This window comes from Streptomyces sp. CC53, assembly GCF_001865245.1.
Taxonomy (GTDB): Bacteria; Actinomycetota; Actinomycetes; order Streptomycetales; family Streptomycetaceae; genus Streptomyces.
This window is the reverse complement of record NZ_MKXB01000186.1, coordinates 1-25,565: the sequence shown is the minus strand read 5'-3', so window position 1 is coordinate 25,565 and position 25,565 is coordinate 1. Positions and strand designations below refer to the sequence as shown.

Genomic DNA, 25,565 nt, shown 5'->3' with positions numbered 1-25,565 from the left:
CGGCCGGCCGGGCTACTCGGTGGTGCGGTTGATGTCGGGGAGGTCCGGCGGGAAGTGCCGTTCCAGGATCCGCGCCCACTGGGGCAGGGTGACGAAGCCGGTGGTGTCGGCTTGCGCCTGGACCAGCTCGGCCAGGGCGTCGACGAACGGCTGCGCGGCGGTTCCCGGCGGCAGCGCGGCGGCGGCCCGCCTCAGCCGCTCGTGCGCGGCGGGGAAGACGCCCTGGGCCCACTCCTCCTCTTCACGGACGCGCTTGCTGCCCTCTTCCCACTCGATCCGCATGATGGCCAGGCCTGGGCAGTCGTGCAGGTGCCACGTCTCGCTGATCCCCCCGCCGTCCTTCACGTACGAGACGCGGGACCTGTCGGGACCCGGCAGAGCCTGGCAGTCAGGACACTCGACACGCTCCGTCTCCAGGTGATCAGTCATCGCAAGCCCCTTCCGTCAGCAGGGGCCAGATCCTGCCACCACAACCGAAATCAGCCAAGACCTTACTCCGGGACATCGGCTCGCGGTCGGGGCGGGTGACAGGACCTCAGGCCATCTGGGTGACCCGGCCGTCGGGGCGGCGTTGAGCGGAAGGGGCCGTGCGCCTGTCTCCCTCAGGCTCTGACGGAGAGCATCGGGCGACCGGGTGCAGAGACCTGTCAGACTGCCCGGACCGAAGTAGCCGCCCGTGGGAGCGGCGAAGCGAACGGAGGAGGTACGAACGTGGCGAAGATCCACGTGGTGATGAACCGCAAGGGCGGCGTGGGCAAGTCGCTGATCAGTCTCAACATGGGGGCCGTCTGCGCGGACGTGCAGGGGGCGCGGCCGGACGGGCAGCCCTATGTGGCGGTGGCGTCAGCAGATCCTCAGGGGACGTCGTTGTGGCGGGCCGCGCGCCTGGCGGTGCAGCCGTTCGACATTCTCGACATCTCTGACGATGTCGAGAACATCGCGCTGATGAAGCAGTTGCCGTACGCGCACGTCTTCGTCGACACCCCGGGCTGGGCCGAGATCAACCCCAATACCGGTAGGGACCCACTGGGTGAGGACAAGTACGGGCGGATCCTGCGGTCGCTGCTGGACCAGGCGGACGATGTCATCGTGCCGATGCTGACTGAGCAGGACTGCTACGAGCCGACGTGGCAGACGATCGAGTGGGTTCTCAGGCCTCTTGGAGTCCCTTTCCAGGTGGTCATCAACAACTGGCCGCCGGCGGAGGGCATCGCTTACGTGGACGGCACCCGCGGCTGGTGCGAGGACCACGGGTACCCGGTGGCACAGACGGTGATCCGCCGCTACCGAGTCCACACCAACGCCACCAGGGTGGTCACCCAGTACAACAACAACCGGGTCGAACTCCAGGCCCGTGAGGACTTCTACCGCTTCGCCCTCGAACACGGCCTGCGAGGAGCGGAGACCCGTCTGCCGGCGCAGGGCGGCGCGCACGTAGAGGCGGTGCAGCACTGATGGGCACGCGTACCAGCATCTCCGAGCAGCTGCGCAACGCCACGCCAGTCGGTACGGAGGTACCCGCAGACCGGCGGACCGTGCAGCCGCAGTCTTCGCGGTCTTCCGCGCAGTCTTCCAGTGCCGGTTCACAGTCTTCACAGGTCACGGATTCTCGTCAGGTTGACGAAAAGACTATTAGTCTTCCGGCTGCCCTTCCGCCAGTCACGCTCTTCGTCCCGCCGCAGACCACTGACCCGGCCGAGCGGCTGAAGTTCTGCACGGCCGCGATCGTGGACGCCGACCGCAGGACGCAGCTCGCTACCGAACGTCTCACCCAGCAGTACCTGCTGTGGGTGGGCGAGCCCTACCGGATCGTGCGCGACGAAGAGCTTTTCCGTCTCGACGGGTTCCCCACCTTCGACGCGTGGGGGCGCGCGCTGAACGGCCGCAGCGGCGACTACATGAACAAGGTCATCCGCGTCGCTCCGGTCGTCCACGCCCTGTCCTCGATCACCCGGCGCCAGCTCAGGGAGCAACCGCTGCGCCCCCTGGTCGCCGTACACCGCGACCACGGCGACGACGCCGTACGCGAGTGCTGGAAGAAGGCCGAGGCCGCCGGGGACCTGACGGAACGAGGACTACGGGCTGCGGCCATCGAATGCGGCTACGCCACCGCCCTGCGACCGACGCACGACCAGGCGGCCACACCGGCCCGACTGGAGCCGTCCGGCCTTCTTCAACTCGGCAAGCTGAGGCGACTGGCCGCCACCGACCCCGACCAGGCCCTCCAGGTGTGCCGACGACTGCAAGAGGACCTTGCGCGCCTAGAGCAGGACCTCACCGCCAATGCCTCCGCCCCGGAGGCACGTGACGGCGACTGACGCGCGGCCAGCCACCGCGTGCACAACGCAAAAAAGGGCCCGTGTTCCTCGCACTCACGCGAGGAACACGGGCCTACATCATGCGGTCTTCCGCCGTCGGTTGCACCGTCTCCGCAGGTCACCACTTCTCGTCGCATCGATGAAAAGACTAATAGTCTTCCGACCCTCCGGTCGGTCGGCGCGTGGCATGGGCGACCGAGCCAGACGGGGCGGAAGTTTTACGGCCGTAAAACTCCTGCCGGAGCCGACTCAGGCGGTGGGTCTGAGGGCGGTGTGGGTGCTGGGGGTGGTCGGTGCGGGTGTGGTGTGTCCGGGGTGCGGGTGTTGCTGCGGGTCGGGGACTGGTTGTGTGTGGCTGCCGATCAGGTAGCCGCAGATCAGGCCGGTGACGAGGTAGACCTTGTGCCGGTTGGCCTGCCACCAGGACGGCGGGGTCGGCTCGGTGAGCACGCCTATGACAGCCACGGTGTCTCCAGTTCGGTGAGGGACGGGGGATGGTGGTGCGTGGGGCGGGTGGCCTGTCCGGTCCTCCCTCGCCGTGTACGGGAGCACGGGGGCGGGGAGGGCCGGGCGGAGCACCCGGGGAAGGACCGCATACGCGGATGGCCCACACCCAGGGGGTGTGGGCCATCTCGTCGCGGGGGTCGTGCCGGAGGGCCAGGACGTCGTGGGCGTCGGCCCGGCCGGCCTGCTAGCGCGGCGCGGTGTCGCGCTGTGCGAGGGGCGCGCCCGTGTCGGCATCGACGGGGGCGCGGTCGGGGTGGAACTCGATGGTGCGGTGGGGGGCGCGGGTGCCGGGCTTCCAGTCCGGTCCTCCGATCATGACGCTCATCCGGACCGGCTGCCGGCGGTTGACGGGCACCTTCACCTCCATTCGGAGCGGCTTCGCCGGCTGCCCTTCGGCCCTGGGCAGGACTTCCTGCTGGGCTGTCTGGTCGGCTGAGTCGATGCGGACGAACTGCGGCCGCTGCTGCGGGTCGATGGTGGCGGACAGGATGACGGATCGGCCGTCCCGGCTCCACTGCGCCAGAGCCTGGACCTTCACTCCGTCGATGGCCAGGTCGGAGGCAGACGCGCTGTGGTGGGCGGCGGCCTGTTCCTGGCGTTCGGGGCGCGGCCGGTCGTCGTCGCCGCCCTGCGTGAGGACGGCGCCGGTGATGCCCAGGGCCGCGACGGCCGCGGTGGCGAGCCAGACGCGGCCGCGGCGCCGCCCCTGCGGTTCGCCGCTGGCGTGCGGAGAGGGGCCGGGCGAGGGCGCTCCGGGTTCGCGGTCGGGAATGTCCTTGCCCATGCGGGCGACGGTGGCGCGCAGCCGCGCGGCCTGGTCGGGGCTGCCGCACAGGTCCGCGACCCGGGCGCGGGTGGCGAGCCAGGAGACGGCCTGGTCGGAGTTGATGCCGTGGGTGGTGATGTCCTCGCGTTCCCCGATCGCTGCGAGCTGCGCGGCCTGGTCGCAGTGGCCGGCCATTGCGGCCTGGATGACGTCCTGGTGGCGGGTGTCGATGACGTTGGGGGGCATGTCCCAGTCCCACTCCGCCTCGATGTCGTCGGTGTACGGCTCGACCGGCGCCGCCGGGGCGTCGACGGGGGCGGTTTCCTGGTCGACGGCCTGGAGCACGTCGCCGTCGTCGCCGTCCTCGGCGCGGTCGTCGCGGTCGGGGTCTGCTTCGGCTGCCAGGGCCTGCTGCGCCGTGCGCCGCCGGGAGGAGGTGTCCGTCAGCCGGGCCTCCTCCTCATCGAGGAGGGTCTCGATGATGTCGACGTAGTCGGGGCCGACCTTCCATACGGCCTGCCCGGGGCCAAGAGACGGGATCCTGGCCACCGCCCAGGCCGGCAGGCCCAGCAGCGCGCCGACAGCGGCGGCCTCTTCCGGGCCCAGGCGCCCGACGTGGGCGATCTCGATGAGCCGCGCCAGGTCCTGCGCCTTGCCCTCCCCGAGGTCGGACAGGGTGTGCATCACGACATCCAGCGACAACGCGGCCTTGCGGCTGTTCTTCAGCAGCCGCTGGATCAACGCGGCCGTGGCCGGGGACAGCAGGATCTGCCAGGCCTCCTCCAGCACCAGGTGGCGGTGCGGGGCGGTGGACTGGCGCAGCCAGACCTGTTCCACCCAGCACGACACGGCGGCCATCAGTGCGGGGATGGCGGGGCTGTTGCGGTCCAGGCGGCTGAAGTCGAAGGACAGCATCGGCAGGTCGGTGGGCGGCAGGGCGGCGTCCTGGCCGTCGAACAGGCCGCGCAGGCTGCCGTCGGTGTAGCGGGACAGGGCGATGGTGGCCTTCTCGCCCCACGCGGTGAGCGTCGCCGCGGGCCAGCGTCCGTCCTCGGGCTCTGCCAGGGCGTCCACCAGGCCGTTCAGCGACGTCGCCTTGGGGTGGTTCAAAGCGTGCTGGAGCGCGTGGGTGGCGTGGTCGTCCAGGGCGTTGGGCGCGGCCGCGAGGATCAGCGAGTGGATGAGCTGCTCGCGGACTTCCTGGGGGAACATCTCGCTGCACGGGTTGAGCGTGAAGTCTCCGGCCTGGATGATCTGGCCGCCCACGGAGCGGGTGAGGGCGCCCCACTCGCCGGCGTTCTCCTCCCCGAAGCTGTCGATGACGACGTACTGGTGCCCGTGATCGAGGATCTCGCGGCGGGCGCGGACCTTCGCTGTCGTGGACTTGCCGGACCCCAGTCCGCCGAGGGCGATGCTGTTCGTGGACGGCAGTACGTGGTCGGAGACGAAGACGGGCGAGAGGTGGAACGGGCGGCCGTCCAGCAGGGACCGGCCTACCGGGATGCCGGGGAAGACGGTGTTGGAGGCGACGAGCGGCGCGGTGATGGCCGCGTGGGTCGACGGCAGGCGGATCACAGGATGGCCCCCTTCCTGGTGGCGGCCCCGTGGGGCGTGGTCATCACATGGGCGCGGTGCTGCTGGCCGGCCAGCCAGTCCAGGTGGATGCGGTGCCGGTCGGCCGCGAGGGAGGCCTGCCAGCGCGCGTCCGTCACGGCGCCGGGGCTGTCGCCCCACACGGTGACGTAGGCGTCCAGGTCGACCAGGGTGGCGCCCTCCACCAGGGCCCCGCGCATGGTGGTACCGGCGACCGCCTGCGCCTCCTTCTTGACCTGATCGGTGGTGAAAGCCTCCGAAGCAGCGATCTGCCACTTCGCGGACCGGCGGGACTGCGCCGCCGGAAGCGGCCGGTACAGCACCGCCAGCGACCGGTCGGCATCCTGGCCCAGCAGCAGCGTGGGCATCAGGTCCCCGTCCGCCTCGTCGGGCCACGCGGTGATTCGCGCGGTCGCGGCATACCGGCCGTCGTCCAGGCCGACCCACCCAGGCCCCCGCTCCGCCACCGTGGGCGGCGGCTCCGGGGTCAGCGGCGCGAGGGCGCCGAGGGCGGCGAACTCGCCCTCCAGAGTGTCCAGGATCCGCTCCGGCTGCCCGACCAGCCCTCGGGGCACGTGCACGGACACGGTCTGGGTGTGCGTGGTGTATCCGGCGACGGTGGCGTGGTGGGTGACGTGGACCTGGATGCCGGCGGTGCGCGCCTGGCCGCCCGCGAATACCAGCGCACGGCCGAACGCGTCATGGAATGCGGCCCGGCGCAGCGCGTCCTGCATGGTGCCGTGGTGCGGGTACACCGCCCAGGTCCTGGTCGTTCCGGGCTGGGCGCACATCGAGGCCGGAGCGGTGCGCTCACGCAGCCTGCGGTAGCCGACCGCCGCCCACCGGGCGACCGACCGCGGCCCCGGCGCCAGGTTCAGCAGCGCCGCCGCCGCGCCGACCGCGCCGAACGTCCACATCGGGGGCGGGGACAGCAGCGCGGAAGCCAGCACCGCGGCTCCGGCCCCCGCGTTCACCTTCGTCAGCAGCGTCTCGGCAGGGCTCAGCCCGCGCTGGAGAGCGGGCACACGGTAACCAGGGGCCAGGGAGTACATGAAGGGTCCTCTCAAGAAGTGATGGCAGGCAGGGGAAGGACCTGGCCCCGGCCTCCGCCCCAACGCCGCCCAGGGGCGGAAGGGGGGTGGAGGCCGGGGCCAGGGAGTAGAGGGGCGTGTGGTCGGCCGGCTCGGGGCCGGTGGTGGTGGCTGGCGGGCCGGGAACGGCGCGGGCCAGGGCTACGCGCCCCCGCCGAAGCGACCGCAGAAGCCGCTGGTTAGTCCTGCTTGAGACGTTCCCCGGTGTCGGCATCGAAGGCCGTGTAGTCCGAGTGGAACTCAATATTGCGAGCAGCGAGCCGCGTGCCCTTCTTCCACCCAGGGCCTCCGGCCATGACACTCATCCGAACCGGCTGGAATCTATCTTCGACTGGCACCTTGACCTCCACCCGAGTCGACCAGGAGAACTCCCCCGGTTGGAGGGGCAGAACCTCTTCCTCGGCGGTCCGTCCCCCCGAGCTGATTCGGACGAACTTCGACGTATCGTCCCGATAGACCCGGGCGGACAGGATGACGGACCGTCCGTTCTTACTCCACTCTGCCAAGGTCTCAACCTCCACTCCGCCTATGGTCAGGCTGGTGGCAGACAGGCCCTTGTAGGCGGCGACCTGTTCCTTGTAGGCGGCAGCTCGTTCCTCGCGTTCTGCGTGTTGCCACACCGCTACGAGGGTGAGGCTGAGGGCCACGATCGCTACGACGTAGGGCCGGATCCGCCGACGCTGACGTCCTGTCGGCCCGACGCTGGGAGTCGGCGCGGGCCCGGGTGGGGGCGGTTCGGTTCCGCGGTACCACTCCGAGGCCGCGCCCCCGCCCGGCCCGGCCTGCTCGTACCAGTCGATGTCCTTGCCCATGCGGGCGACGGTAGCGCGCGGTCGTGCGGCCTGGTCAGGGCTTCGGCACAGCAGCATCCCGGCAGAGCCCCGTCCCCGCTGCCGCGCGGGAACGGGGCCGCCGGAGGGCAACAAGTACAAGGTTCCTCCTCTCCTGGGGCCCGGCGCCCGGCCCCGCCGCCGTACGGGCGGGAACGGGGCGGGCGCTGGGGTGCTACGGGTTGGTGGAGCGGCCCGGCGCCCGGGGAGCAACCGGTGCCGGCGGCTGGGTCGGCGCCGGACGCGGGTTCGGCGCGGCCGGTCGACCGGACCCCGGCTGCGAAGCCGTGCCGGTGCCCGGTGCCGGTGCCGGCGGCTGGGCGGCGGCCCGTGCCTGGCGGCGTGCCTGGCTGATCTGCACGGTGCGGGTCGCGTCCGCCGCGGCTTTCGCTGCGGCGGACTCGTTGGTCAGCCGTCCCGGCCGGGCGGGCCGCTTGGCTCCGTAGGCAGCGAACAACACGTCCCGGTCCTGGGAGATCGCGCGTCCCGGGGTTTCCACTGTGCGCGGCCCCCGCGGGGTGTTCTGCTGCTCGTAGACGTCCGGCGACCCAGCGCGCACGACGGCCCTGGCGACCGGGTTGGTGGTGTGGCGCTCCACCAGGGACCGTGCTGCACCCGCGACACGGGGGCCGATGTAGGGCACACCGTGGAAGATCATCCGCAACATCACCACGTCCGCGCCAATCAGGAGCACAGCGTCCATGACGAGGTCGCCCTCAGCGAACTTGGTGAACGGGGCGACGATGAGCAGCGCGAACGGTGCGAACATCAACCCCAGCAGCCGCTGCGCCCACCGGTGAACGGCTGTGGTGTCACCACTGCGTGCCAGTGAGGCCAACACCAGCGGCGCCATACAGACGAACACCAGGATGCCGAGCTGACGGCACATGAAGACGAGCGCCGCGAAGGCGAGGGCGACCACGAGCGCGGCGACGATGAACAGCAGCGCCAGCGGATCGCCCTCCTTGGCCAGATCCTTGCGGATACTGCCAAACAGGGTGGTGCTGTTGCTGTTGATCGCCTTCGTGAAGGCGGTGTTGATGGCCGTGTTGAGCAGCGTCACGGCCCCTGGGACCGCCGCCATACCGGCGACGGCCACCAGGGTCCAGCCCGTCGACGCGCCGAGCTGCCGCATCCGCGGTGCGCCCTTCCATGCCGTCAGGGCGCAGACCACGACCACGCAGGTGAAGATCGCGACAGCCAGGTTCTGCCCCAGCCACTGGAACTGCGCGTACACGAAGCTGTCGGCCTTCTCCGGTGCCCAGGCCTTGTCCGGCGCGAGCAGCCCCGTGACGTGGTCAATCAGATCGTTGGCGAGCTTCTTGAGGCTGTCAGCGGCTCGGTCGATCCAGCCGACTCCATCGGCCTGGGGAGGGCGCCAGTCGTCGCCTGGGGGGCCGGTGCCGTCGCTGTGGCAGTAGTCGCGTAGCGGCCCCTGGATGTTGTCGCACGGGTCGTTGTCTTTGTCCGGCACGGGTCATCAGCTCTTCGGGGCGGCCGGCGCGCTGGGGCCGGTCACGGTGGAGAACAGGACGTCCCCGTACAGCGCGAGGACCAGGGCGACGAAGAGGGTGCCGATGGCCATGCTGCCCTTGCGCAGTGCGGTCTTGGGGTCGTTGGTGAGCGTGAACAGCATGCGGACGGCGATGACGGCGATGACCGCGGCCACGCCCTTGGTGACGAGGCCTCCGCCGGTCATTCCGATGGTCTTGAAGAAGTCGGCAAAGCCGGTGGAGAGGTCCTGGGGCGCGGCGAGGTTGAAGAGCTTGGGCATGACTCAGATCTCCTTGTTGTTGGTGGGCTTGGGCCGTGCGATGCCGTAGAGGTCGGGCATCGTGTCCATCGGTGAATACCGGACTTCGGTTCCGGGGCGGGGCGCATCGAGAATCCATCCGTTGCCGACGTAGATGCCGACGTGGTGGATATTCGCGGCGCTGGTGCCGTAGAACACGAGGTCTCCGGGGCGCTGCTGTCCGGGTTTTACGGGCTCGGATGCGGCGTATTGCTGCGCCGCGGTGCGGGGCAGGGGGATTCCTGCTTTCGCGTAGGCGTAGAGGGTGAGGCCGGAGCAGTCGAATCCGGTGATCGTGGTTCCGGAGCTGCCGTTGGGTGAGCAGCAGATTCCCTTGCTCGGGCCGTTGGCGTTTCCGCCACCCCAGGAGTAGGGGGTGCCGAGCATGGACCTGGCTGCGTTGACTGCGGTGGCGGCCTGCGTGGTGGTGGCCGTGTTTGTGCTGCCGGGCGGCTGGTCGGCCAGGGCGCTTATGGTCTTGACGTAGTTCTGCGTCTCTTTGTAGGGCGGGATTCCTCCGTACTTGCGGACTGCGCCGCTTCCTGCGTTGTAGGCGGCCAGCATGTTGTTCCGCTTGTCGCCGGGTACGTCTTTGACGTCCTCGGCGATGGTGCACAGGTATTTGGCGGATGAGGGAATGGCGTCTTCCGGGTCCCAGACGTCGCGGGCGCCGTCGCCGTTGGCGTCGATTCCGTGGCTTTCCCACGTGGACGGCATGAACTGCGCGATTCCTTGCGCTCCGGCCGGGGATTTCGCTTTCGGGTTGAATCCTGATTCTTGTGTGAGGAGTGCGGCGAGCAGGTTCGGGCTGATCTCGGGGCAGGTGTTTCCCGCATCCTCGATCAGGTCCCGGTAGGCGGCGGGTACGGACAGGCCGAGCGCCGCCCCTACGGGGTCGTCGCCGGCGGCCTGGACGAGCGCGGCCACCACGACGGCCGCGGTCGCTCCCACGCCGATCGCAGCGGCTGAGACAGGGCGCAACGGGTTTCCTCCCTCTCTTCACGTGGTTCCTGGCGTTTTTGCTGGTCAGCACCGTCCTGGGGTCCGCTGGGAGTCCGCTGGAGGTCCGCTGGGAGTCCGCTGGCCCGGCGGGTGGTGCCGTCTGGCAGTGGGCTCTCAGCGGGTGGCCAGCGGACCGCCAGCGGATAGTCAGCGGACCGCCAGCGGGAACGGGCGGCGCGTCACGTACCGGAGGTGGCGGCGGCGATGAGGTCGTTGAGCCAGTAGCCCCGGACCACGCCCTTCTCGTCCTTGCCCGGAGCGACTCCGAGCTTTTTGGAGAGCTGCTTTCCGCGCTGTGCCGCGTTGGTTTCCGTGATGCCGAGCGCAGGGGCGAGGTCAGCAGTCGGCATGAACTCCACTCCTTTACTGCGCAGCAGGTCGATTGCTTCCTTCAGCGGAGACACCGGAGCTTCCTCGATCGACTTCTGCTGCCGGGCATGCACTTCATCGACAACACTCCAGATGAAGTTGTCATCGAAGTTGAATCCCCGAATGAGGGTAGAAGTGCCGTGCGCGAAAAGAACGCCTTGGCCCTTGATCTGCGGATCCAGGAGCGCCGGATTGATCGGGGCGAGCGTACCGAAGTACGTGTCACCCAGGGCGACCTTCGCGGTTCCTTCCGATGCGACATAAAGGCACATGCGGTATTGGAACTGGTCCCGGACCATTACCGGAATGGCGTTCTGGGAGGGGCGCTGGGTCAGCATGATGGTGGCAATTCCGCTTTCCAGCGACTTGGATACCAGAGCGCGGGACTTGTCGGCCACCCGCGCTACGAGTTCCTTGGACTCGGGCGTACCGTTGTGGGTGTAGAAGTCGGCTGCCTCGTCCACGACGAAGAACACCGGCTTGAAGGTGGGCTTCGGTTTCCGCTGCCTTTCGGCTTCCCGGAGTTCCTCGTACCTGCTGTCCGCGCGGCCGTTCAGTTCATCGAGCATGCTCTCTAGAACCGCCGGGTTGTCGGACGACTCGTAGCGGACCGCGATCCTCTCGAACTTGGTCAGACCGCAGAACTTGCCGTCGAGCAGGTACAGGTCGAATTCTCCGTAGGCGATGAGCAGGCAGGTGATGAGCCCATTGACCAGCGTGGTCTTGCCCATTTGGGTCATGCCGCCAATGAGCAGCGATGCCCGGTCGAATGAGACCCCTACCAGTTGGCCGGTGACGTCGTGTCCGATCGGGACGCCGCCTTTGAACGTTTCGATTTCCTTTCGGCTCGGCGTCGGGAACGGACGGGTGAACGGCGGCTCGTTGAGGACCAGGAGCCTGACCCTGCGTTCGGTGTCCCGTCCGCGTTCGAGCTTGGTGTGCAGCCTGGTCACGCCGAAGGTGCCGGCCACGTTCGCCAGGCGCTTCTCCACGTCGGCGTAGGTGCGGCCGCCGGGCACCAGGAAGTCGTAGACCTTGCCCGTGGCCACCGTCTCCACGGTGACCTCGCCGGCCCGGATCACTTCTTCCTTGGCGATCGCACCTGCCGTACGCAGCGCCGCGGTCAGCTCCGGGTGCGCCGGAACCTCCCCAGGCGCGTCCAGCGCGTCCAAGGGGGCAGCCAGGCCCGAAGGCGCCTCGTGCTGCACCGCCGTCACAGGCTGCGTCTTGCCTGCCAGCAAGCGCCTGACGCCCTCACGGGCCTTGAAGGCCGCGTAGCCGAGGGCGACGAGTGCGCCCGCGGTGAGCAGCACGGTGGCGGGCCAGGACAGGCCTGTCTTGTCCTTGATGGCCGCCAGGATCCCGAAGACGATGGCGAGGCCGCCGATCGCTCCGGCTGTCTGCGCGTAGAGGTCCTGCTCGGCGTCCCCCTGCTTCTTCTTCCTGCTCACGCCCTCCCCTTTGTGGTGTTCTGGGCGCGGGAGCATATCCCGCGCGGGTATGTGATTCTGCTGGTTTTTCGTGTGGTGCTCGCCGGGTCTGCTCGGCTCGGGTCTGCGGGCGTGGGACGTCCGCTCACCGGCTCGCTCGCCGGGTCTGCAACCGGTGTCGACTGCGTGTTCTTCCGGCAGTCGCAGCGAGGGCCAGACCGGCAGGGGCTGCCGGTCTGGCCTTCACTGGTGGTGCCGGACAGGGGTGTTCAGGCGCCCGCGTCCGCGTCCGCGTCCTCGGGCTCGTCCTCGGTGTCGGTCTCGGCGTCCTGGGACGCCCGGTCCTTGCTGCTGTCGGCCGGCTCGGGCTCGGGGCTGGTCTGCTCGTTCGACATCAGGGCGGCCCATGAGCGGCGGACCCTCGCTTCGCTGCCGACGTATCCGCTGTCGCGGAAGTGGTCGCGGGCCTGGCGGTAGGACAGCGGCGGGTCGTCGCGGTAGCGCAGGTGCCGCAGCACGACGTCGAGCTGCCCGTCCGTCAGCGGCTCGCCGGGCTGCGGGACCGGCACGCTGGCGACGGCCGCGAGCTGGGCGAGCGTGACGGCCTGCGGCTCGGAGTGTGCCGGTGTGCCGTCCCGCGTGACGCTGGGCGCGCCGGTCGGTGTGCCGCCTGGCTGCGGCAGGGCGCTGACCTGCGTGACGGGGCCGTGACGGCCTTCCAGTGCCGTGCCGTTCGGTGTGCCGGGCAGGGCCGGGGCGGCGGGAGTCCAGCCGTCGAGGTCGGGCAGACAGATCGCCGCGACCTCGGCCGGCAGGGCCATCTCGCTGACCGTCTGGGCGGTGGCTTCCGCCTGCTTGTGAAGCCTCTCGGTCATGGTCTGCTGAGTCTTCAGCATCGCCTTGCGGTAGGCCGTCTCAGCCTGGGCGATCCGCTGGTCCAGCTCGGTGGCCAGCTCCAGCAGCTCGATGCGGTCGGAAGCCTGCGCTTCCATCTCCTCCAGGCGGTCGGCCACCTCCTGGCGCCGCTCCTCGATCCGCCGGCGCGTGGCAGCGGACACGGGCCGCCCCAGCGACGGCAGGGCGATCCACCATGCCGTCTTGGTCATGATGATGGCGATCGGGGTGAGGACCACAGCCAGGTCGAACCCGTCGTCCAGGCGGGAGAGGACCAGCTCGGCCGTGGGGATCGCCGCATTCACGAACGTCAGCGCCAGCCCCGCGGCCTGCACGCGCCGGACGCGGGCGCGGTTGTTGCGGGCCAGGATCTCCGTCACCTGGAAGACGACCCACAGCGCGTCCAGGGCACCCACGGTCGGCACCGCCCAGGCGCCGAACCGGGGTTCGAGGATCTCGTAGCTCACGGCCACCGACAGGACGGCGACCCCGAGCGTGACCGCCCCCAGGATGGCGAGCACCGCCCCGCGCGGGGAGGTCTCCCGCACGCGATGCAGGGCCGCCTTGTTGTCTTTCACACCGGTCTCCTTTCCGAGTGCTGTGCGTGGTGTCAGCGGGCCAGCAGGACCGCGAGGACGACGATGAGGGGGCTGAACATGCCGATCAGGTAGACGAAGCGCATGAGGGCGCCTCCTTTCGGTGTGGGCGGGTGGTCGGCCTGGCCGGGAGGCCAAGCGGCCGGTGCTGCGGCCGGTCTCACCCGGCGCCGCCGAGCGGGAGCGGCTGCACTCGCCAGGCCACCTCCGCGGCGGGCGGCAGGGCGGCTCCGGGCCGGTGGCTGGTCCATCCGGCGGGGGAGGCGCCTTCGGCCTCCGCCGCGGCCTCCGCCGCCTCGTTGGTGGCGTGGATGCTGTGCAGGTGTCCGTGGTGGAACAGCACCCACACCCGGTCGGCGGGCTGCTGCTTGCGGGTGGCCCGCAGCAGCGCCCGCAGGGCGGCGCGGTCCTCGGTGTCCAGCAGGACCTGGGCGCGCAGGGCGTCCAGTTCGCCTTCGGCGCGGCCGCGTTCGGTGTGTGCGCGGTCGAGCCGGTGCTGCTGGTGCTCGACAGCGGTCTCCGCGCGGATGGCGGAATCGGTCGCGGCGGCGGCTTCGGCGCGCGCCTGGTCCCGATCCTGGCGGGCCGTCTCCAGGGCCTGGCGGGCCCTCTCCAGGTCATCGTGCAGGGCGGCCAGGGTGGTCGTACGGACGAAACGGAACACGGGTCGGTCCCCCAAGGGTGAGGTCGTCAGCTCCGCTGCTCGCGGAGCCGGGTGAGGTAGGCGTCCTGGAGCCGGGTGAACGACTCCTCCAAGCGGCTGCCGTCGGCGCACAGGGCGTCACGCGTGCACGTGGTGCACGTCGCGTCGTGCGCGCGGCTGGCTGCGAGGGCCTTCATGTAGCGGTGGTAGAGGTCGTCAGGCACGGGGTGCTCTCTCGGTCGGTGCCCGGGGGCGGGTGGACGTCGCGGACCCGGTGGCCGGCCTCCCACGCGGACGCGGCCGCCCGTGCGGCGGCCGCGAGAAGCGCGCGGGTGACCGGGTGGGCAAGGCCGCGGGCGGCGGCGGCCCGCACCGCGCGCTGCTGCGCGGCACGGGCCGCCGGTATCGGCAGGCGCATCTACCGCCTGCCTCCGCAGCCGCAGGGCTCGCGCCGCACCGACTGGTACGGCCTGCCGTCCGCCCCGACCTTGTTGACCGTGATCAGCTTCGGCGGGTGCCCGCAGCCGCTCACCGCACGTCCTGCGCCCTACCCGTGCCGCGGGCACCGGCGGTGCCGTTGGGCGGGCAGTCGCTGCCCTGGCACGACCAGCGCCCGCACAGCGGGCACGCGTCGTCCGCCATCGACGGCCGGTGCAGCAGCAGAACGGGCTGCCGCTCGTATCCGGGCGCCATCTCCTGCAAGGTGCGCCGGGCGCGGCGCCCGGCGCTGAGCCGCGTGTCCTCCTGCCGTGCGATGCGGGCCAGGAGCCGGCCGAGCGCCTCGTTCGCCTCGATGTCGGTGGTGTGGGTCGGGAGGGTGGTGGTCATGCCGCCGCCTCCCATCCCGCGCGCCGGCGGCGGGCGGTGCGGATACGGCGGATCTCGTCGGCCAGCGCCCTTACCGCCGCCTGGCGGCCCGGCGCGCGCACCCCCCTGTGCGGGTAGGCGAGCGCCTCGCGGTGCAGCTGGAGGACCAGGGCGTCGAGGCGGGCGCCCTCGGTGTCGCGGTCGGTGTCGACCGCGACGGCCAGGCGCTCGGCCTGCCGCTCCCGGTCGGCGGCGAGTTCGGGCCCGGTCAGGCCGCCGCGGACCATGTCGTCCACGCCCTCGCGGCCGTCGCCGTCCCGCAGCGCGAGTTCCGCGCACGCGGCCCTCACCGGGCATGCCGCGCACAAGCGCAGCGCCTGCGCGCGTCGGGTCTGCCAGCGGATGTGCGGCTCGCGGTCGGTGCGGAAGAACGTCGCGGGGTCGGTGCCCGCGCACGCGGCCGCGGCGTCGACCGCGGCCTGGAGCACGGCCCGGCGCGCGGCCTGGGCCTGGGCGGATGTCATGCTGGTGGGCATGTGGGTCGTCCCTTTCTGTCGAAGGTGACCTGCGCAGACGAACCCCCGGGGCCCTACTCCCGGGGGTTCGTCGCATCCGGGGCCCGCATCGGCCCCCTGTCGGCTGCCTACGAGCAGCCACGACCGCCCCCCACCCGCGGCCATCAGCGGGTAGGGGGCGACCGTGAGCACTCGTCGGGGAAGGTCAGCGGCCGCCGGCCACACCGGACAGGCGACCCACCTTGGCGATGTGGGCGTCCTGCTCATCGATGCGGCGGCGCACCAGCTCAGCCAGCGGCGGGTTCATGTCCCACACGCTGTGGGACTGGCCGTAGCGGTGGACCTCCACGATGTGCCAGTCCTTGGCCTGCGGGTACCCGGCGGCCGCCAGCGCGGGCAGGTAGCCGAGTTCGGCATACAGGTGCCTGTCGTGCACCTCAGCGATCTCCCGGCCCCGCTCGTCGAACGCGCAGGCCGCGGCCTTCGTGCGGTCCTGCGAGTGGACCAGTCGGGAGATCGCGGACGGCCACTCCACCGCGGCCTGCGCGGTCCGCAGGTAGTCGAACGCCGCCTCCAGCGCCCGGCGCTCGCGCTCGTAGGCCGCCCACAACGCGGGCGCGTCCTTCACCGCGGCCTTCAGGTCCGCGACGTACGCGGCGTCCTTCCACTCCCCCCACGCCTGCCGGTAGATCTCGGCCAGGACCCTCAGCGCCTTCTCACGCAGCAGGTACTCGACATGGTCCTGCGACCGGGGGATGTAGCGCAGCTTCGGGTCGCTGTGGATGGCCGGCTCCGCCGGTTCGTCCTCCCGGCCGGTGAACGGCTCGAACTCGTACCGGAGCCAGCCGCCGGGGTGCTTCTCCACCTTCTTCAGGTTCTTCGGGAAGTACGGCCGGAGGCGGGCGAGGATCTCCTGCAACTCGCCCGGGGTGGTCTGGAAGCTGTAGCCGAGCATGGTGAACTCCTTGCGTCGGATGGGTAGAGCGGGTGTCCTCCGCGCTCTCCACCGCCCACCAACCGACCCCTGAAAGGGGCCGGGCGGTGGGCGTCTGGGCAGCGCGGGGCTGCAAAGGTTGCGCGACGCCCCAGGTGACTGGGGCGCCAGATCTCGTACAGACGCGGACCGCCGACCCGCCGGGGAGATCCGTCCAGGCAGGTCATGCGCGGTGCAAGGTTCGCCGCGTCGTTCTTTAACGTCGCGCAGGCTGCCGACCCTCCGCGCTCGCCCGCAGCAATCAACCCTGCGGGGTCATGGCGCGTGTCGGCTGCCACCACCAGCAGTGATGGCACCTCGCGACGGGTTTCCACTCACTCCGGCCAGTGCAGTCACGGCCGGTACCACGTGGTGGATCACGCTGTGGAGTTCTCAAGGAACAGCCGCTGCCTCCGGGCGTCAGTGCTGTGCTGCCGGAGACCGACAGCACGTCAGGAGCCGACTCACAAACGGAGTTTGTCCCGGCACAAGACGAGACGTTGTCACGGGACAGAGGTGCGAGTCAAGGTTCTATCCCGGGATGGCTGCATTTTTTGTCCCGGGACAGTGCTTGCGTCGGCGGGGGCGGAGTGAGATCGTGCAGACATGCCGAGCCCGACTAAGTACCTCGACCTGGCGGAGACCCTGACCCGCCGCATCAACACGTCGCTGAAGCCAGGCGACCCTTTCCTCACCGTCCGGGAGATCATTGAGCAGTACGACGTCGGCAAGAACGCCGCGAGCCGGGCGGTACAGGTCCTCAAGGAGCGCGGGGTCATCGCCGGGCGGCCGAACGGCAAGACGTGGGTCCGTGTCCCGCCCAAGCAGACCAAGCGCAGCAATGAGCGCTACTGGGAAGAGAAGGAACTCGTCCGGCAGCCGGAAGAGGTACGCAGGCGCAACGGCTCAGCCGAGAGGGACCAAGGCGTCCCGCTACAGGACCTCGCGGAGGATGTGGCACGGCACGAAGTGGTCGTGTGCCCCGATGACATCGCCAGCGTGATGGGGCTGGCCCCCGGTACGAGCGTTCTGCGGCGTACCAGGGTGCGCCGTGTCGACCAGAACACCGGTGCTGGCAGCTCAGCCTCGTACGTGCCGCTCGACATCGTCGAGCGTGACCCCTCCGTCTTTGACGAGGCCAACGACCCGTGGCCAGGCGGCATGCAGCACCAGCTCTACACCGTCGGCATCGAACTCACAAAGATCATCGACTACGTCACGGCGAGCATGCCGACGGAGGACGAAGCCGAGCAGCAGGACCTCCCCCCGGGCGTTCCGCTCTTCCACATCCGGAAGATCTCGTACGCCACCACAGGGCGGGTCGCTGAGGTGACCGACATCCCGCTGCCTGCTGACCGATCGACCCTCATCTACGTGACCGAACTGCCGAAGTGGAGCGATTCCTGATGCCGACGTTCACCGTTCTGACGCCCGTGTACGAAGGCGGCTACGCCTACCTCAACGAACTGCACGAGTGCCTCTCCAACCAGGCGCTCCCCGCTGGCTGGCGACTGGAGTGGGTGGTACAGGAGGACGGAAGGACAGGCAAGCCCCTGGCGGCGATCCCAGACGCTCCGTGGATCTCGAAGGGCGCCGGCCGCTGGGGTGGGGCTGCGCAGGCCCGTACGCTCGGGCTGGCTCGCGCCACCGGCTCCCTGCTGCGCTGTGTCGACTCAGACGATCTTCTGCCTGACCGGGAGACCCTCGCCCGCGACATCGAGGTCCTGGAGGCGCACCCGTCCTACGGCTGGACAGTCGCCCCGTGCTTGGACCTGCACGCGGACGGTCGCCTTGAACCGGGCCCGTACGACCCGGACCCCGGCCTTCTACCGAAGCGGGCGCTCCTGGACGGCGCCAAGCGCGGCGAACTGCCGGTCATGGGAACCACCCTGACCGCCCGAACAGACCTCGTACGTCTCGTGGGCGGCTGGCCCGCGCTCCCGGCCTTCGAGGACGCCGCCCTGGTGCTGTTCTGCGAGGCGGTCAGCCGCGGGTGGATGCAGGCCCAGCCGGGCGAGGTTTATCGCAAGCACCCCGACCAACACACGGTCACCGCGGCCTACCACGACGCCGAGGAGAAGAAGCTGCGCACGGAGATCGCCATAGACAGGGCAGAAGCGCTGCACGCCGCAGGATGGCGCTGGTCGCCCAGGGCATGAGCACCACCCTCGGCAGCACAGCGCTCACCCTACGTACGCGATGATGACCTCTATGTCAGCGCCACCTTAAAGCGAAGCGGCCCCGTCGCCACAACGGGGCCGCCATCGAAGACTCGCGCGCCTACCACAGCTTCGAGTCGTGTCCGGTGAGGTGACCTCGCCGGGGTGATACCCGGACCGTTGGTCCGCGTGGGTCACCTATACCCAGGATATCGGTCCCCTCGCCAGGGAGACCATCATCCCGGGCACGTCGGTCACACCGCACTGGTCACGACTCCCCGTCCTCGACCAGGAGAGATCCCGACTCCATGCACTACCAGCACAGCAGCACAGCAGCCTCGCCCCAGGGCGACGACCTGGACGTCCGCGAGAGCTACACGAAGAAGGCCGAGTTCGCGCCGCACGTCACGGTGTCCGAGGAAACGTTCTTCGGACACGGCTGGCAGCCTCTGACCATCGCGTTCCTCCAGGCCCTGTGGTTCCTCCCACATGACGCGACCTTCGATGTTCCGTTCCTCGTCAGGTGGCTCGACGACCTCGGCTGGAAGGGCGCCAACGGCAAGCCCCTCGGAGAGCGGACCGTACTGCGGGAGCTTGGCCTCCTGCGCAAGGCCGGCTACGTCCAGAGCCATCGGCTGCGCGGCGAGGGCGGGAAGTCTGTCGGCATTCAGTACACCGTCTCGCAGCGTCGAATCGACCAGCCGGAGACCGGCACCTGGATCCCTGCACCCGAGGATTTCCGCAGCTCAGACCACATGTCGCCATTGGCCACATGTGGTGGATCGCCACATGTGGCCAATGAGGATTTCCGCAGCTCAGACCACATGTCGCCATTGGCCACATGTGGTGGATCGCCACATGTGGCCAATGATGCAAAAGCGCAGGTCGCACCACATGTAGGCAATGAGGTTCCCCCCCCACACCCCCCGGAGGAGGTAACTACCTCCTCCCCCTACCCCCCCACCGGCCCCGCCGGGTCGCTGCCGTCACAGCTGGAGGGGGAGGGGGGCGGCTTCGCCGAGGAAGACCTGCGGGCTGCGGCCGACGTTTTGCAGCTGCTGCCTGATCCGTGGACACAGGGCAGGCTGAACGCGACGAAGCTCGCACCGAAGCTGCTCGGGGTGATGGCCGAGCAGGGGTGGCCGGGCATCCGCGAGGTCGACCAGGCCCTGCTGACCCGGCAGCTCACGAAGAACCCGCACAAGGTCACGAACCCCTACCGGCTGCTGGCTGGCGACCGGATTCCGAACCTGCCGCGCTACGCGGTCGTCGCCTCTGCGGGGCTGCCGTCCGGCGCGTCTGCGGACGGGATGTGCCCCAAGCACCCGCAGTACCGCGCAGGGCGGCGCTGCATCCCCTGCGCCGTGGCCTGACACACGAAGGCGGGTCGGCCCGTTGCACCGGTCCGACCCGCGCCCCCTGCCCGAAGCACCCGAACAGGAGACCACCAGTGTCCAGCACCGTCGACCTTCCCGACCAGCCCCCACCCGCCTCGACACCGCGAGCGCCGAGCTGCTGCGCACGCCTCCGCAGAACCTGGAGGCTGAGCAGGCCGTCCTGGGCACCCTGATGAGCAGCACCGGGGCGTTCGTGCGGTACTTCGCGGAGACCCTGGAAACGGGCATCACCGCGGAGGAGTACTACAGGCCGGCCCACGCCACGATCCACCGCGCGATTTGCGCCCTGCACCGGGCCGGTGAGCCGATCGACCCGCTCACCGTCGGCGCGGAGCTCACCCGGCGCGGTGAGCTGGCCCGGGTCGGCGGGTCGGCGTACTTGCACGCCTGTGTGCAGGCGGTGCCCACCGTCGGCAACGGCCCGCACTACGCGGAGATCGTCCGGGCCAAGGCCTACCGTCGGGCGGCGATCGAGTCGGCGCAGCGGATCCTCCAGTACGCCTACAGCGAGGAGGGCGACGAGGGCGACGTGCGCGGCCTGGTCGAGCAGGAGCTGACCGCGATCGTCGCTGGCACCCCCGGGCTGGCTGCCGCGCCTCCGGCGGTGGACGAGCTCTACCTCGGCTACGTGGCCGAGCTGGAGGAGATCCAAAACGGCCGGCAGGTCGGCCTCACCTACGGCCTGGCCGACCTGGACACGATCACCTCCGGCATGCGCCCGGGGAACGTCACCGTCATCGCCGCCCAGTCCGGCGTGGGCAAGTCGACCCTTGCCCTGAACGCCGCCGTGGCGGCGGCCAAGGACGGCGCGCGGGTGATGTTCTCCTCGCTGGAGATGAGCAGCACGGAGCTGATGCATAAGATCGTCGCGGCCGAAGGCCTGATCCCCCTGCACCACCTGACCCGGCAGGGCGGACTGTCGCCAGACGGCTGGAAGGAAGTCGAGCGCCTGGGCCGGGAGTTGTTCCGCACGCTGCCGCTGCGCGTCTACCGCCCTGACGGGGCGGCCCTGCGGGACATCGAGTCCGCGGCCCGCGCCTGCCTGCGCGGCGGCGGCCTCGACGTCCTGGTCGTGGACTACCTCCAGCTCGTCGAGACCGAACAGGGCCGCAACATCACCCGCGAACAGGCCGTCGCCGCCGTCTCACGCGGCCTCAAGAACCTGTCCGTGGCGCTGGACTGCCACGTCATCGCCCTGTCCCAGCTCAACGACGACGGCCTGGTCCGCGAGTCCCGCGCCATCAAGAACGACGCCTCAGTGGTGATCAAGGTCGAGCGCCCCGACATGGACGAGCCGGAGTCGGCACGCGCCGGCGAGGTCGACATCGTGATCGAGAAGAACAGGTTCGGGCCCTGCGCGACGCTCACCGCCGCCGCGCAGCTTCACTACAGCCGGTTCGTGGACATGAGCCAGACCTGACCCCAGAAGCCGCCTGTGCGGCGATCTCCCGGCCTCAGAGCCCCTCTTCAGTCCCTTTGGTCATCCGGGGTGCCGATCGTGGCTCAGATCGCCGTACAGGCGCCGCGTCTGCGCCGCCGTTCGGCTGCGCCGCTCAGGAGTCGCCTCACCCAGCGAAGGCGAAGTTATCCCGGTGATAAGTCCGGCGCCGTCGGCAGCGGGTGCTCATGTTCGGGCTAAATGGCGGGTTAAAAAAGAGGGTAAGGGCTGCTAGGGTTGGAGTCCGAAGGGAGGCCGAAATGGCAACCGAGGAAGAGCTGTTCGCGTCCGTCGACGCGCTGCTGGAGGAGGAGCCGCAGCTCCCGCCGCCGGCGGAGCGCGCGCGGCTGCGTGAGGCGGCCGGCATCACCCAGGCCCGGCTCGCGCAGGCGCTGAAGTCGACGGTGCAGACGGTGAAGAACTACGAGAACGGCCGCTCTGAGCCGAAGTCGCCGCGCCTGGAGGCGTACCAGCGGCTGCTGCGGGGCTGGGCGGCGAAGTACCCGGCGCAGCCCGCCCCCGCCGTCCCTGCGCCCGCCCCCGCCCCGGCGTCCGCCGCGCCGCAGCGGGAGGTGCCGGCCGCGTTCACCGGCCAGGCCGTTCCCGCGGCGGAGACCGCCGCGACGGCGGGGGCTCCTGCCGCCCCGGGCGCAGCCCCGGCTGCCCGGCCCGCGGCGCCGTCGCGGCGCCCGGCCGTGAAGAAGACCGCCGCGGCACCCGTGCTGGACCCGCGCTTCCCCCACGGGCCGCTTGCGGTGCTGGACGGCGACGGGTCCGCGTACTGCGCGGGCGGCATCGTGCTGGACTGCCCCGCCCGCACGGTGGTGGAGCTGGTGGAGTGGACCCTGCGCGAGGCCGGCCTGGGCGCGCCGAAACTGAACCGGTACGGCAAGGACTCCGACCCGCTGATCGTCCTCACTGCGGCCGCGGCTGCGCGGCTCGGACTGCCGGAGCGCCTTCAGGACCGGCGAGGCCTGCGCCTTGATGAGGACCACCCGGTGGTCCAGCAGATCAGCCGGGCGAAGTGGCAGCTCACCCAGCGCGGCTTCGGCCCCTGGCCCCGCATCTACCGCAAGGCCCAGGGCCGCGAGCGGCAGTGCGTGCAGCTCGCGATCCTGCCGTGGGACGCGCTCGACTCCCGCGCCTGGCCCGGCGTGGCCGACATGGCACCGGCCGACATCGCCCGCGTCCTCGGGGTGTACGCCCAGCGCGTCATCACCCCCCGCGGCTCCACCGCCGTCTCAGGCCTGGAGCTGATGACGGCGCTGCGCCCGCCCACGAAGCCGGTGCGCGACGAGAGGACCGGAAACTGGATCTCCAGCCACAACCCCGGCAGCCTGGGGACGGAGCCGATGGACCCGGCGCCGCCGGAGGCCACCCCCGAGCACCCCGTGGTCGTGCACTCGGGCTGGAGCGGCGGGTTCCTGAACGAAGAGGCATACCAGTGGGTGCGGGACGTGGACCTGCTCTCGGATGAGGAGTGCCTGCTGCCGTACACGGTCGGCCTGGACCTGAACACCGCGTTCCTCGCCGCCGCGGCCCGCCTGGTCGTCGGCCTCAGCGCACCGGAGCACTTCCACGCCCCGCAGTTCAACCCGAAGATCCCCGGTAGCTGGCTGGTCGACCTGTCCCACATCGAGCTGGACCCGCGCCTGCCCAGCCCGTTCACCCCGGACGGCACCCGCCCCGACGGCCCGGCCTGGTACCAGACGCACACCGTCGCCTACGCCCAGGAACTCGGCTACGACGTCCACCCGATCGAGGCGTACCTGCGGCGGGAGACCGGCGCGTACCTGGATCCGTGGCACGACCGCCTGAAGGCCGCCTACATGGACACCCTGGCCGACCTCGGCGTCACCCGGGACCTGTCGGACGCTCAGTTCCTCGCGGCGATGGAGCGACACAAGGACGTCGACCCGGCGCTGGCGGCGGTGCTGTCCGCCATCAAGGCCACGGTCAAGGGCGGTGTCGGCAAGCTCCGCGAGCGCCCGCAGGGCCGCCACTACCGCGACGGGGAGACGTGGCCGGCCCTCGCGCGGCCGACCTGGCGCCCCGACATCCGGGCCGCCGTCATCTCCAAGGCGCGGGTCAACATGCACCGCAAGCTGCTGAACATGTCCCGGATGACGGGGCTGTTCCCGCTCGCCGTGCTCTCCGACTGCGTCGTCTACCCCTCACCGGGCGCGTCGCCGCTGGACTTCCTGCCCTACGCCGCCTCGGGTAAGCCCCAGCCGGGCGCCTTCCGCCTCGGGCCCACACCGGGCCTGGCGAAGCTCGAAGGCGTCCAGGAGATGGCGTGGGCGGTCGACCTGATGGAGAAGGGCCTGAACCCGGCCCGCCACATCAAGGGCGGCGACGCCGTCCTGGACGAAGGGGAGTAGGCCCGTGGGGGAGATCGAGGACGCCATCGAGCGCGCCGACCGCGAGGGCTTCACCAAGGAACCGCCCAAGACCCTCAAGGCCCAGATCGGCTACCTGCTCAAGCAGCTCGGCAGCGCCAGGGCCGTCGCGCAGGAGCTTGGCGTCACCGCCGACTCCGTCAACCGCTACCGCCGCGGCGCCCGCAAGCACGCCCGCGCCGACGTCGCCGCGAAGATTGACGACGCCGTACGGCGACGCTGGCAGCCCCAGGTCCGCAAGCGCCGCCAACGCCAAGCCGCCACCACCGGCGGGATCACCGTCGAGACAAGGGCCCGCTTCGGCTACACCGCACCCATCGGCACAACCGACGACGGAAGGTTCCGGCGACTCACCGTGCACCTCCCCCCGCACTACGCCCAACGCCTCTTCGACGCCCGCGACACAGGAGCCAGCGACCGGCAGATGCGAGGAATCATCGCTGAAGGGCTAAAGGAAGTGTATTTCCAGGACGGCGGAGCACGCGCTGCCGGACTGTTGGACGTGGAAATCAACGACATCGACTACTTGGACCTGGAATACTGAATAGGATGCCTGGCGCGGGTGCCCCGGTCACCGCAGGAAAGCTGTGGCGACCGGGGAGCCTACGTAATTCGACCGCGCCGTATCCATCGTAGGGCGGTACTGTTCACCGCACCTCGCCGGGACCTACACCCGCAGCGCTGGACCGGCCCCTTCCCGCGAAGGACCATAGAGGCATGGGCGGGCACGACCAGGACCAGGGCGACGCCGCCGGGCCGGCCCCGGTACCGACAGACGCCGCGCAGGCCCGCGCGATGACGGACAAGATCCGCGAAGCGATGGACGACATCCGCCGCTCCGTCGCCGTCCTCGCCGCCCGCGTCCGCGACGCCCACACCGCCCGCGCCTGGGAACCCCTCGGCTACCCGAGCTGGGGCGCGTACTGCACCGCGGAATTCGACATCAGCCGCGCCCATGCCTACCGGCTGCTTGACATCGCCCGCACCCTCGGTGCCATTCAGCACACCGTCGACGCCGGCCCCGCCCTGTCTCGCACGCGAGACACCAGCCCCGCGGCCGCCCTCGACTACGGACTGTCCCAGCGCGCCCTCCTCGCCGTCTCCAGCCGCACAGACGACCTTGCCCAGCTCCTCGCCCGCCGCCTCACCGAACTCGCCCGCCACCAGCCCGAGGCCCTCGAACCCGCCGCAGTGGAAGATGTCGTCCGCCAGGCCGTACGCGACATCCGCACCGCCCCGACCTCCGCAGCCGAGCCGTCGGCCGACCCCCTGACCGCCAAGGGGCGCCGCACTGTCAACGCCCTCGCCGACAGTGCTCACCAGATCGGAGAGCTGATGCTCAAAGCAGCCCCGGCCTATCTCTCCGACACCGAAGCGGCCGATATTCTCGCGCTGCTCTGCGAGGAAATAGGCGAAAGCCTGGAACACGGTCTCGCGGCCCGCCGGTACGCAATCACCGGAGACCGCCGCGCCCTACACCGAACAATTCTGTGACCGCCATCAGGCGAGGAATCCAGGAGCGTAGAGAGGTCCGGGGGAGGATGGCGTCTAAGTCCAGACTCTACGCAGTGCATCACCGTGATGCATCATGCTTGGTGCAGGTTCATGCCCCGGGGTAGAAGTTGGCTGGTTCCCGCCCTGCGTGGGGTGATTGTGCGGTAGTCTCGGGTTGGTTCCGGCAGCATGGTCTACCGGTCCTGCTGTGGCGGGTGGTTCGGGTGGCGTGCCGGGAGTCCCGTTGTGCGGCACGGGTGGGGGCCGGCGGTGGGCGCCGACGCTGCGTCAGGTGCCGGGCGGGGGTGTGGCCTGGAATCCCAGTCGCTACACAGGCCTGCACGCGATGCACTCCCCCTCGCAGCCAGCCTTAGACATCCGCGCTTGCGCGGATGTCCCCGATTCGCGCTTGCGCGAATCGGATTCCCTTCCGCATTTCCTTTCCCCGCTTGCGGGGAAAGGAAATAGCGCCCGTATTCGGGCGCCTGACGGAGCGTCAGCGGAGTCACGCTCTTATGCCCCGGCTTGCCGGGGCATATCCCGCTCCGCGGG

The 25,565-nt window shown here is 70.3% G+C and carries 25 protein-coding genes; 9 read left to right on the top strand and 16 right to left on the bottom strand.

Translation table 11 applies throughout. The features are described from left to right. Window positions 1-12 precede the first annotated feature (12 nt). Complete coding sequence (locus BJP40_RS34510; RefSeq protein ID WP_071282103.1) at window positions 13-429, bottom strand: hypothetical protein; 417 nt, start codon at window positions 427-429, stop codon at window positions 13-15. Window positions 430-711: 282 nt separating this feature from the next. Here BJP40_RS34510 and BJP40_RS23250 point away from each other — a divergent pair, with 282 nt between their 5' ends. Together BJP40_RS23250 and BJP40_RS23245 are read left to right on the top strand one after the other, a co-directional pair. Next, the gene (locus tag BJP40_RS23250; RefSeq protein WP_218153232.1) at window positions 712-1,455 is read left to right on the top strand and encodes a ParA family protein; all 744 of its coding nucleotides are present in this window, start codon (window positions 712-714) and stop codon (window positions 1,453-1,455) included. A gap of 272 nt (window positions 1,456-1,727) precedes the next feature. Next, window positions 1,728-2,318: a hypothetical protein gene (locus tag BJP40_RS23245; RefSeq protein ID WP_071282102.1), complete on the top strand. Its 591-nt coding sequence runs from the start codon at window positions 1,728-1,730 to the stop codon at window positions 2,316-2,318. Window positions 2,319-2,567: 249 nt separating this feature from the next. Here the strand turns inward: BJP40_RS23245 and BJP40_RS23240 are convergent, their stop codons facing one another. From BJP40_RS23240 to BJP40_RS23175, 15 genes are all read right to left on the bottom strand, one after another. Next, window positions 2,568-2,783 carry a hypothetical protein gene (locus BJP40_RS23240; protein ID WP_143065995.1) on the bottom strand — a complete coding sequence of 72 codons (216 nt, stop codon included), beginning with the start codon at window positions 2,781-2,783 and terminating at the stop codon, window positions 2,568-2,570. 226 nt (window positions 2,784-3,009) lie between these two features. Then, on the bottom strand, window positions 3,010-5,166 hold the full coding sequence (locus tag BJP40_RS23235) for a hypothetical protein (RefSeq protein WP_071282100.1): 2,157 nt from the start codon (window positions 5,164-5,166) through the stop codon (window positions 3,010-3,012). Then, window positions 5,163-6,251 carry a hypothetical protein gene (locus BJP40_RS23230; RefSeq protein ID WP_143065994.1) on the bottom strand — a complete coding sequence of 363 codons (1,089 nt, stop codon included), beginning with the start codon at window positions 6,249-6,251 and terminating at the stop codon, window positions 5,163-5,165. The genes BJP40_RS23235 and BJP40_RS23230 overlap by 4 nt, the downstream gene beginning before the upstream one ends. A 203-nt stretch (window positions 6,252-6,454) precedes the next feature. Beyond that, entirely contained in the window at window positions 6,455-7,087 is a 633-nt protein-coding gene (locus tag BJP40_RS23225) for a hypothetical protein (RefSeq protein WP_071282098.1), read from the bottom strand. A gap of 193 nt (window positions 7,088-7,280) precedes the next feature. Further along, the gene (locus tag BJP40_RS23220; RefSeq protein WP_071282097.1) at window positions 7,281-8,579 is read right to left on the bottom strand and encodes a hypothetical protein; all 1,299 of its coding nucleotides are present in this window, start codon (window positions 8,577-8,579) and stop codon (window positions 7,281-7,283) included. Window positions 8,580-8,585: 6 nt separating this feature from the next. Further along, window positions 8,586-8,879, bottom strand: coding sequence for a hypothetical protein (locus tag BJP40_RS23215; protein WP_071282096.1), 294 nt, complete (start codon window positions 8,877-8,879; stop codon window positions 8,586-8,588). Between the two features lie 3 nt (window positions 8,880-8,882). Further along, the gene (locus tag BJP40_RS23210) at window positions 8,883-9,854 is read right to left on the bottom strand and encodes an NlpC/P60 family protein (protein WP_371258689.1); all 972 of its coding nucleotides are present in this window, start codon (window positions 9,852-9,854) and stop codon (window positions 8,883-8,885) included. Between the two features lie 224 nt (window positions 9,855-10,078). Then, window positions 10,079-11,719 (bottom strand): FtsK/SpoIIIE domain-containing protein, encoded by a 1,641-nt coding sequence (locus tag BJP40_RS23205; RefSeq protein WP_071282094.1) that lies wholly within the window; start codon window positions 11,717-11,719, stop codon window positions 10,079-10,081. A gap of 248 nt (window positions 11,720-11,967) precedes the next feature. Then, window positions 11,968-13,170 (bottom strand): hypothetical protein, encoded by a 1,203-nt coding sequence (locus BJP40_RS23200; protein ID WP_071282093.1) that lies wholly within the window; start codon window positions 13,168-13,170, stop codon window positions 11,968-11,970. Between the two features lie 32 nt (window positions 13,171-13,202). Further along, on the bottom strand, window positions 13,203-13,352 hold the full coding sequence (locus BJP40_RS34505; protein WP_177204455.1) for a hypothetical protein: 150 nt from the start codon (window positions 13,350-13,352) through the stop codon (window positions 13,203-13,205). Further along, complete coding sequence (locus BJP40_RS35870) at window positions 13,349-13,852, bottom strand: hypothetical protein (protein ID WP_071282092.1); 504 nt, start codon at window positions 13,850-13,852, stop codon at window positions 13,349-13,351. Before BJP40_RS35870 ends, BJP40_RS34505 begins: the two co-directional genes overlap by 4 nt. A gap of 26 nt (window positions 13,853-13,878) precedes the next feature. Then, window positions 13,879-14,055, bottom strand: a complete 177-nt coding sequence (locus BJP40_RS34500; protein ID WP_177204454.1) for a hypothetical protein — start codon at window positions 14,053-14,055, stop codon at window positions 13,879-13,881. Between the two features lie 304 nt (window positions 14,056-14,359). Next, window positions 14,360-14,659, bottom strand: a complete 300-nt coding sequence (locus tag BJP40_RS23185; RefSeq protein ID WP_071282091.1) for a hypothetical protein — start codon at window positions 14,657-14,659, stop codon at window positions 14,360-14,362. After that, window positions 14,656-15,174: a WhiB family transcriptional regulator gene (locus tag BJP40_RS23180; protein WP_071282090.1), complete on the bottom strand. Its 519-nt coding sequence runs from the start codon at window positions 15,172-15,174 to the stop codon at window positions 14,656-14,658. The genes BJP40_RS23185 and BJP40_RS23180 overlap by 4 nt, the downstream gene beginning before the upstream one ends. 184 nt (window positions 15,175-15,358) lie before the next feature. Continuing rightward, on the bottom strand, window positions 15,359-16,108 hold the full coding sequence (locus BJP40_RS23175; protein WP_071282089.1) for a hypothetical protein: 750 nt from the start codon (window positions 16,106-16,108) through the stop codon (window positions 15,359-15,361). A gap of 624 nt (window positions 16,109-16,732) precedes the next feature. On the opposite strand from BJP40_RS23175, the gene BJP40_RS23170 reads away from it, so the two are divergent. From BJP40_RS23170 to BJP40_RS23140, 7 genes are all read left to right on the top strand, one after another. Beyond that, window positions 16,733-17,533, top strand: coding sequence for a GntR family transcriptional regulator (locus BJP40_RS23170; protein ID WP_071282088.1), 801 nt, complete (start codon window positions 16,733-16,735; stop codon window positions 17,531-17,533). Beyond that, complete coding sequence (locus BJP40_RS23165; RefSeq protein WP_071282087.1) at window positions 17,533-18,285, top strand: glycosyltransferase; 753 nt, start codon at window positions 17,533-17,535, stop codon at window positions 18,283-18,285. Before BJP40_RS23170 ends, BJP40_RS23165 begins: the two co-directional genes overlap by 1 nt. 308 nt (window positions 18,286-18,593) lie before the next feature. Further along, window positions 18,594-19,658, top strand: a complete 1,065-nt coding sequence (locus BJP40_RS23160) for a hypothetical protein (RefSeq protein ID WP_071282085.1) — start codon at window positions 18,594-18,596, stop codon at window positions 19,656-19,658. Window positions 19,659-19,680: 22 nt separating this feature from the next. Next, entirely contained in the window at window positions 19,681-21,102 is a 1,422-nt protein-coding gene (locus BJP40_RS23155) for a DnaB-like helicase C-terminal domain-containing protein (protein WP_079171392.1), read from the top strand. A gap of 278 nt (window positions 21,103-21,380) precedes the next feature. Then, on the top strand, window positions 21,381-23,501 hold the full coding sequence (locus BJP40_RS23150; RefSeq protein ID WP_071282083.1) for a helix-turn-helix transcriptional regulator: 2,121 nt from the start codon (window positions 21,381-21,383) through the stop codon (window positions 23,499-23,501). Between the two features lie 4 nt (window positions 23,502-23,505). Continuing rightward, window positions 23,506-24,063, top strand: a complete 558-nt coding sequence (locus BJP40_RS23145; RefSeq protein WP_071282081.1) for a DNA-binding protein — start codon at window positions 23,506-23,508, stop codon at window positions 24,061-24,063. 173 nt (window positions 24,064-24,236) lie between these two features. Continuing rightward, the gene (locus tag BJP40_RS23140; RefSeq protein ID WP_071282080.1) at window positions 24,237-25,013 is read left to right on the top strand and encodes a hypothetical protein; all 777 of its coding nucleotides are present in this window, start codon (window positions 24,237-24,239) and stop codon (window positions 25,011-25,013) included. The last annotated feature ends 552 nt before the right edge of the window (window positions 25,014-25,565 follow it).

Excerpts from the sequence above, each read along its gene's own strand:
- BJP40_RS34510 (WP_071282103.1), bottom strand. The coding sequence starts at position 429 with ATGACTGATCACCTGGAGACGGAGCGTGTCGAGTGTCCTGACTGCCAG.
- BJP40_RS23175 (WP_071282089.1), bottom strand. The coding sequence starts at position 16,108 with ATGCTCGGCTACAGCTTCCAGACCACCCCGGGCGAGTTGCAGGAGATC.
- BJP40_RS23160 (WP_071282085.1), top strand. The coding sequence starts at position 18,594 with ATGCACTACCAGCACAGCAGCACAGCAGCCTCGCCCCAGGGCGACGAC.
- BJP40_RS23215 (WP_071282096.1), bottom strand. The coding sequence starts at position 8,879 with ATGCCCAAGCTCTTCAACCTCGCCGCGCCCCAGGACCTCTCCACCGGC.
- BJP40_RS23150 (WP_071282083.1), top strand. The coding sequence starts at position 21,381 with ATGGCAACCGAGGAAGAGCTGTTCGCGTCCGTCGACGCGCTGCTGGAG.
- BJP40_RS23140 (WP_071282080.1), top strand. The coding sequence starts at position 24,237 with ATGGGCGGGCACGACCAGGACCAGGGCGACGCCGCCGGGCCGGCCCCG.
- BJP40_RS23185 (WP_071282091.1), bottom strand. The coding sequence starts at position 14,659 with ATGACCACCACCCTCCCGACCCACACCACCGACATCGAGGCGAACGAG.
- BJP40_RS23165 (WP_071282087.1), top strand. The coding sequence starts at position 17,533 with ATGCCGACGTTCACCGTTCTGACGCCCGTGTACGAAGGCGGCTACGCC.
- BJP40_RS23170 (WP_071282088.1), top strand. The coding sequence starts at position 16,733 with ATGCCGAGCCCGACTAAGTACCTCGACCTGGCGGAGACCCTGACCCGC.
- BJP40_RS23225 (WP_071282098.1), bottom strand. The coding sequence starts at position 7,087 with ATGGGCAAGGACATCGACTGGTACGAGCAGGCCGGGCCGGGCGGGGGC.
- BJP40_RS23180 (WP_071282090.1), bottom strand. The coding sequence starts at position 15,174 with ATGCCCACCAGCATGACATCCGCCCAGGCCCAGGCCGCGCGCCGGGCC.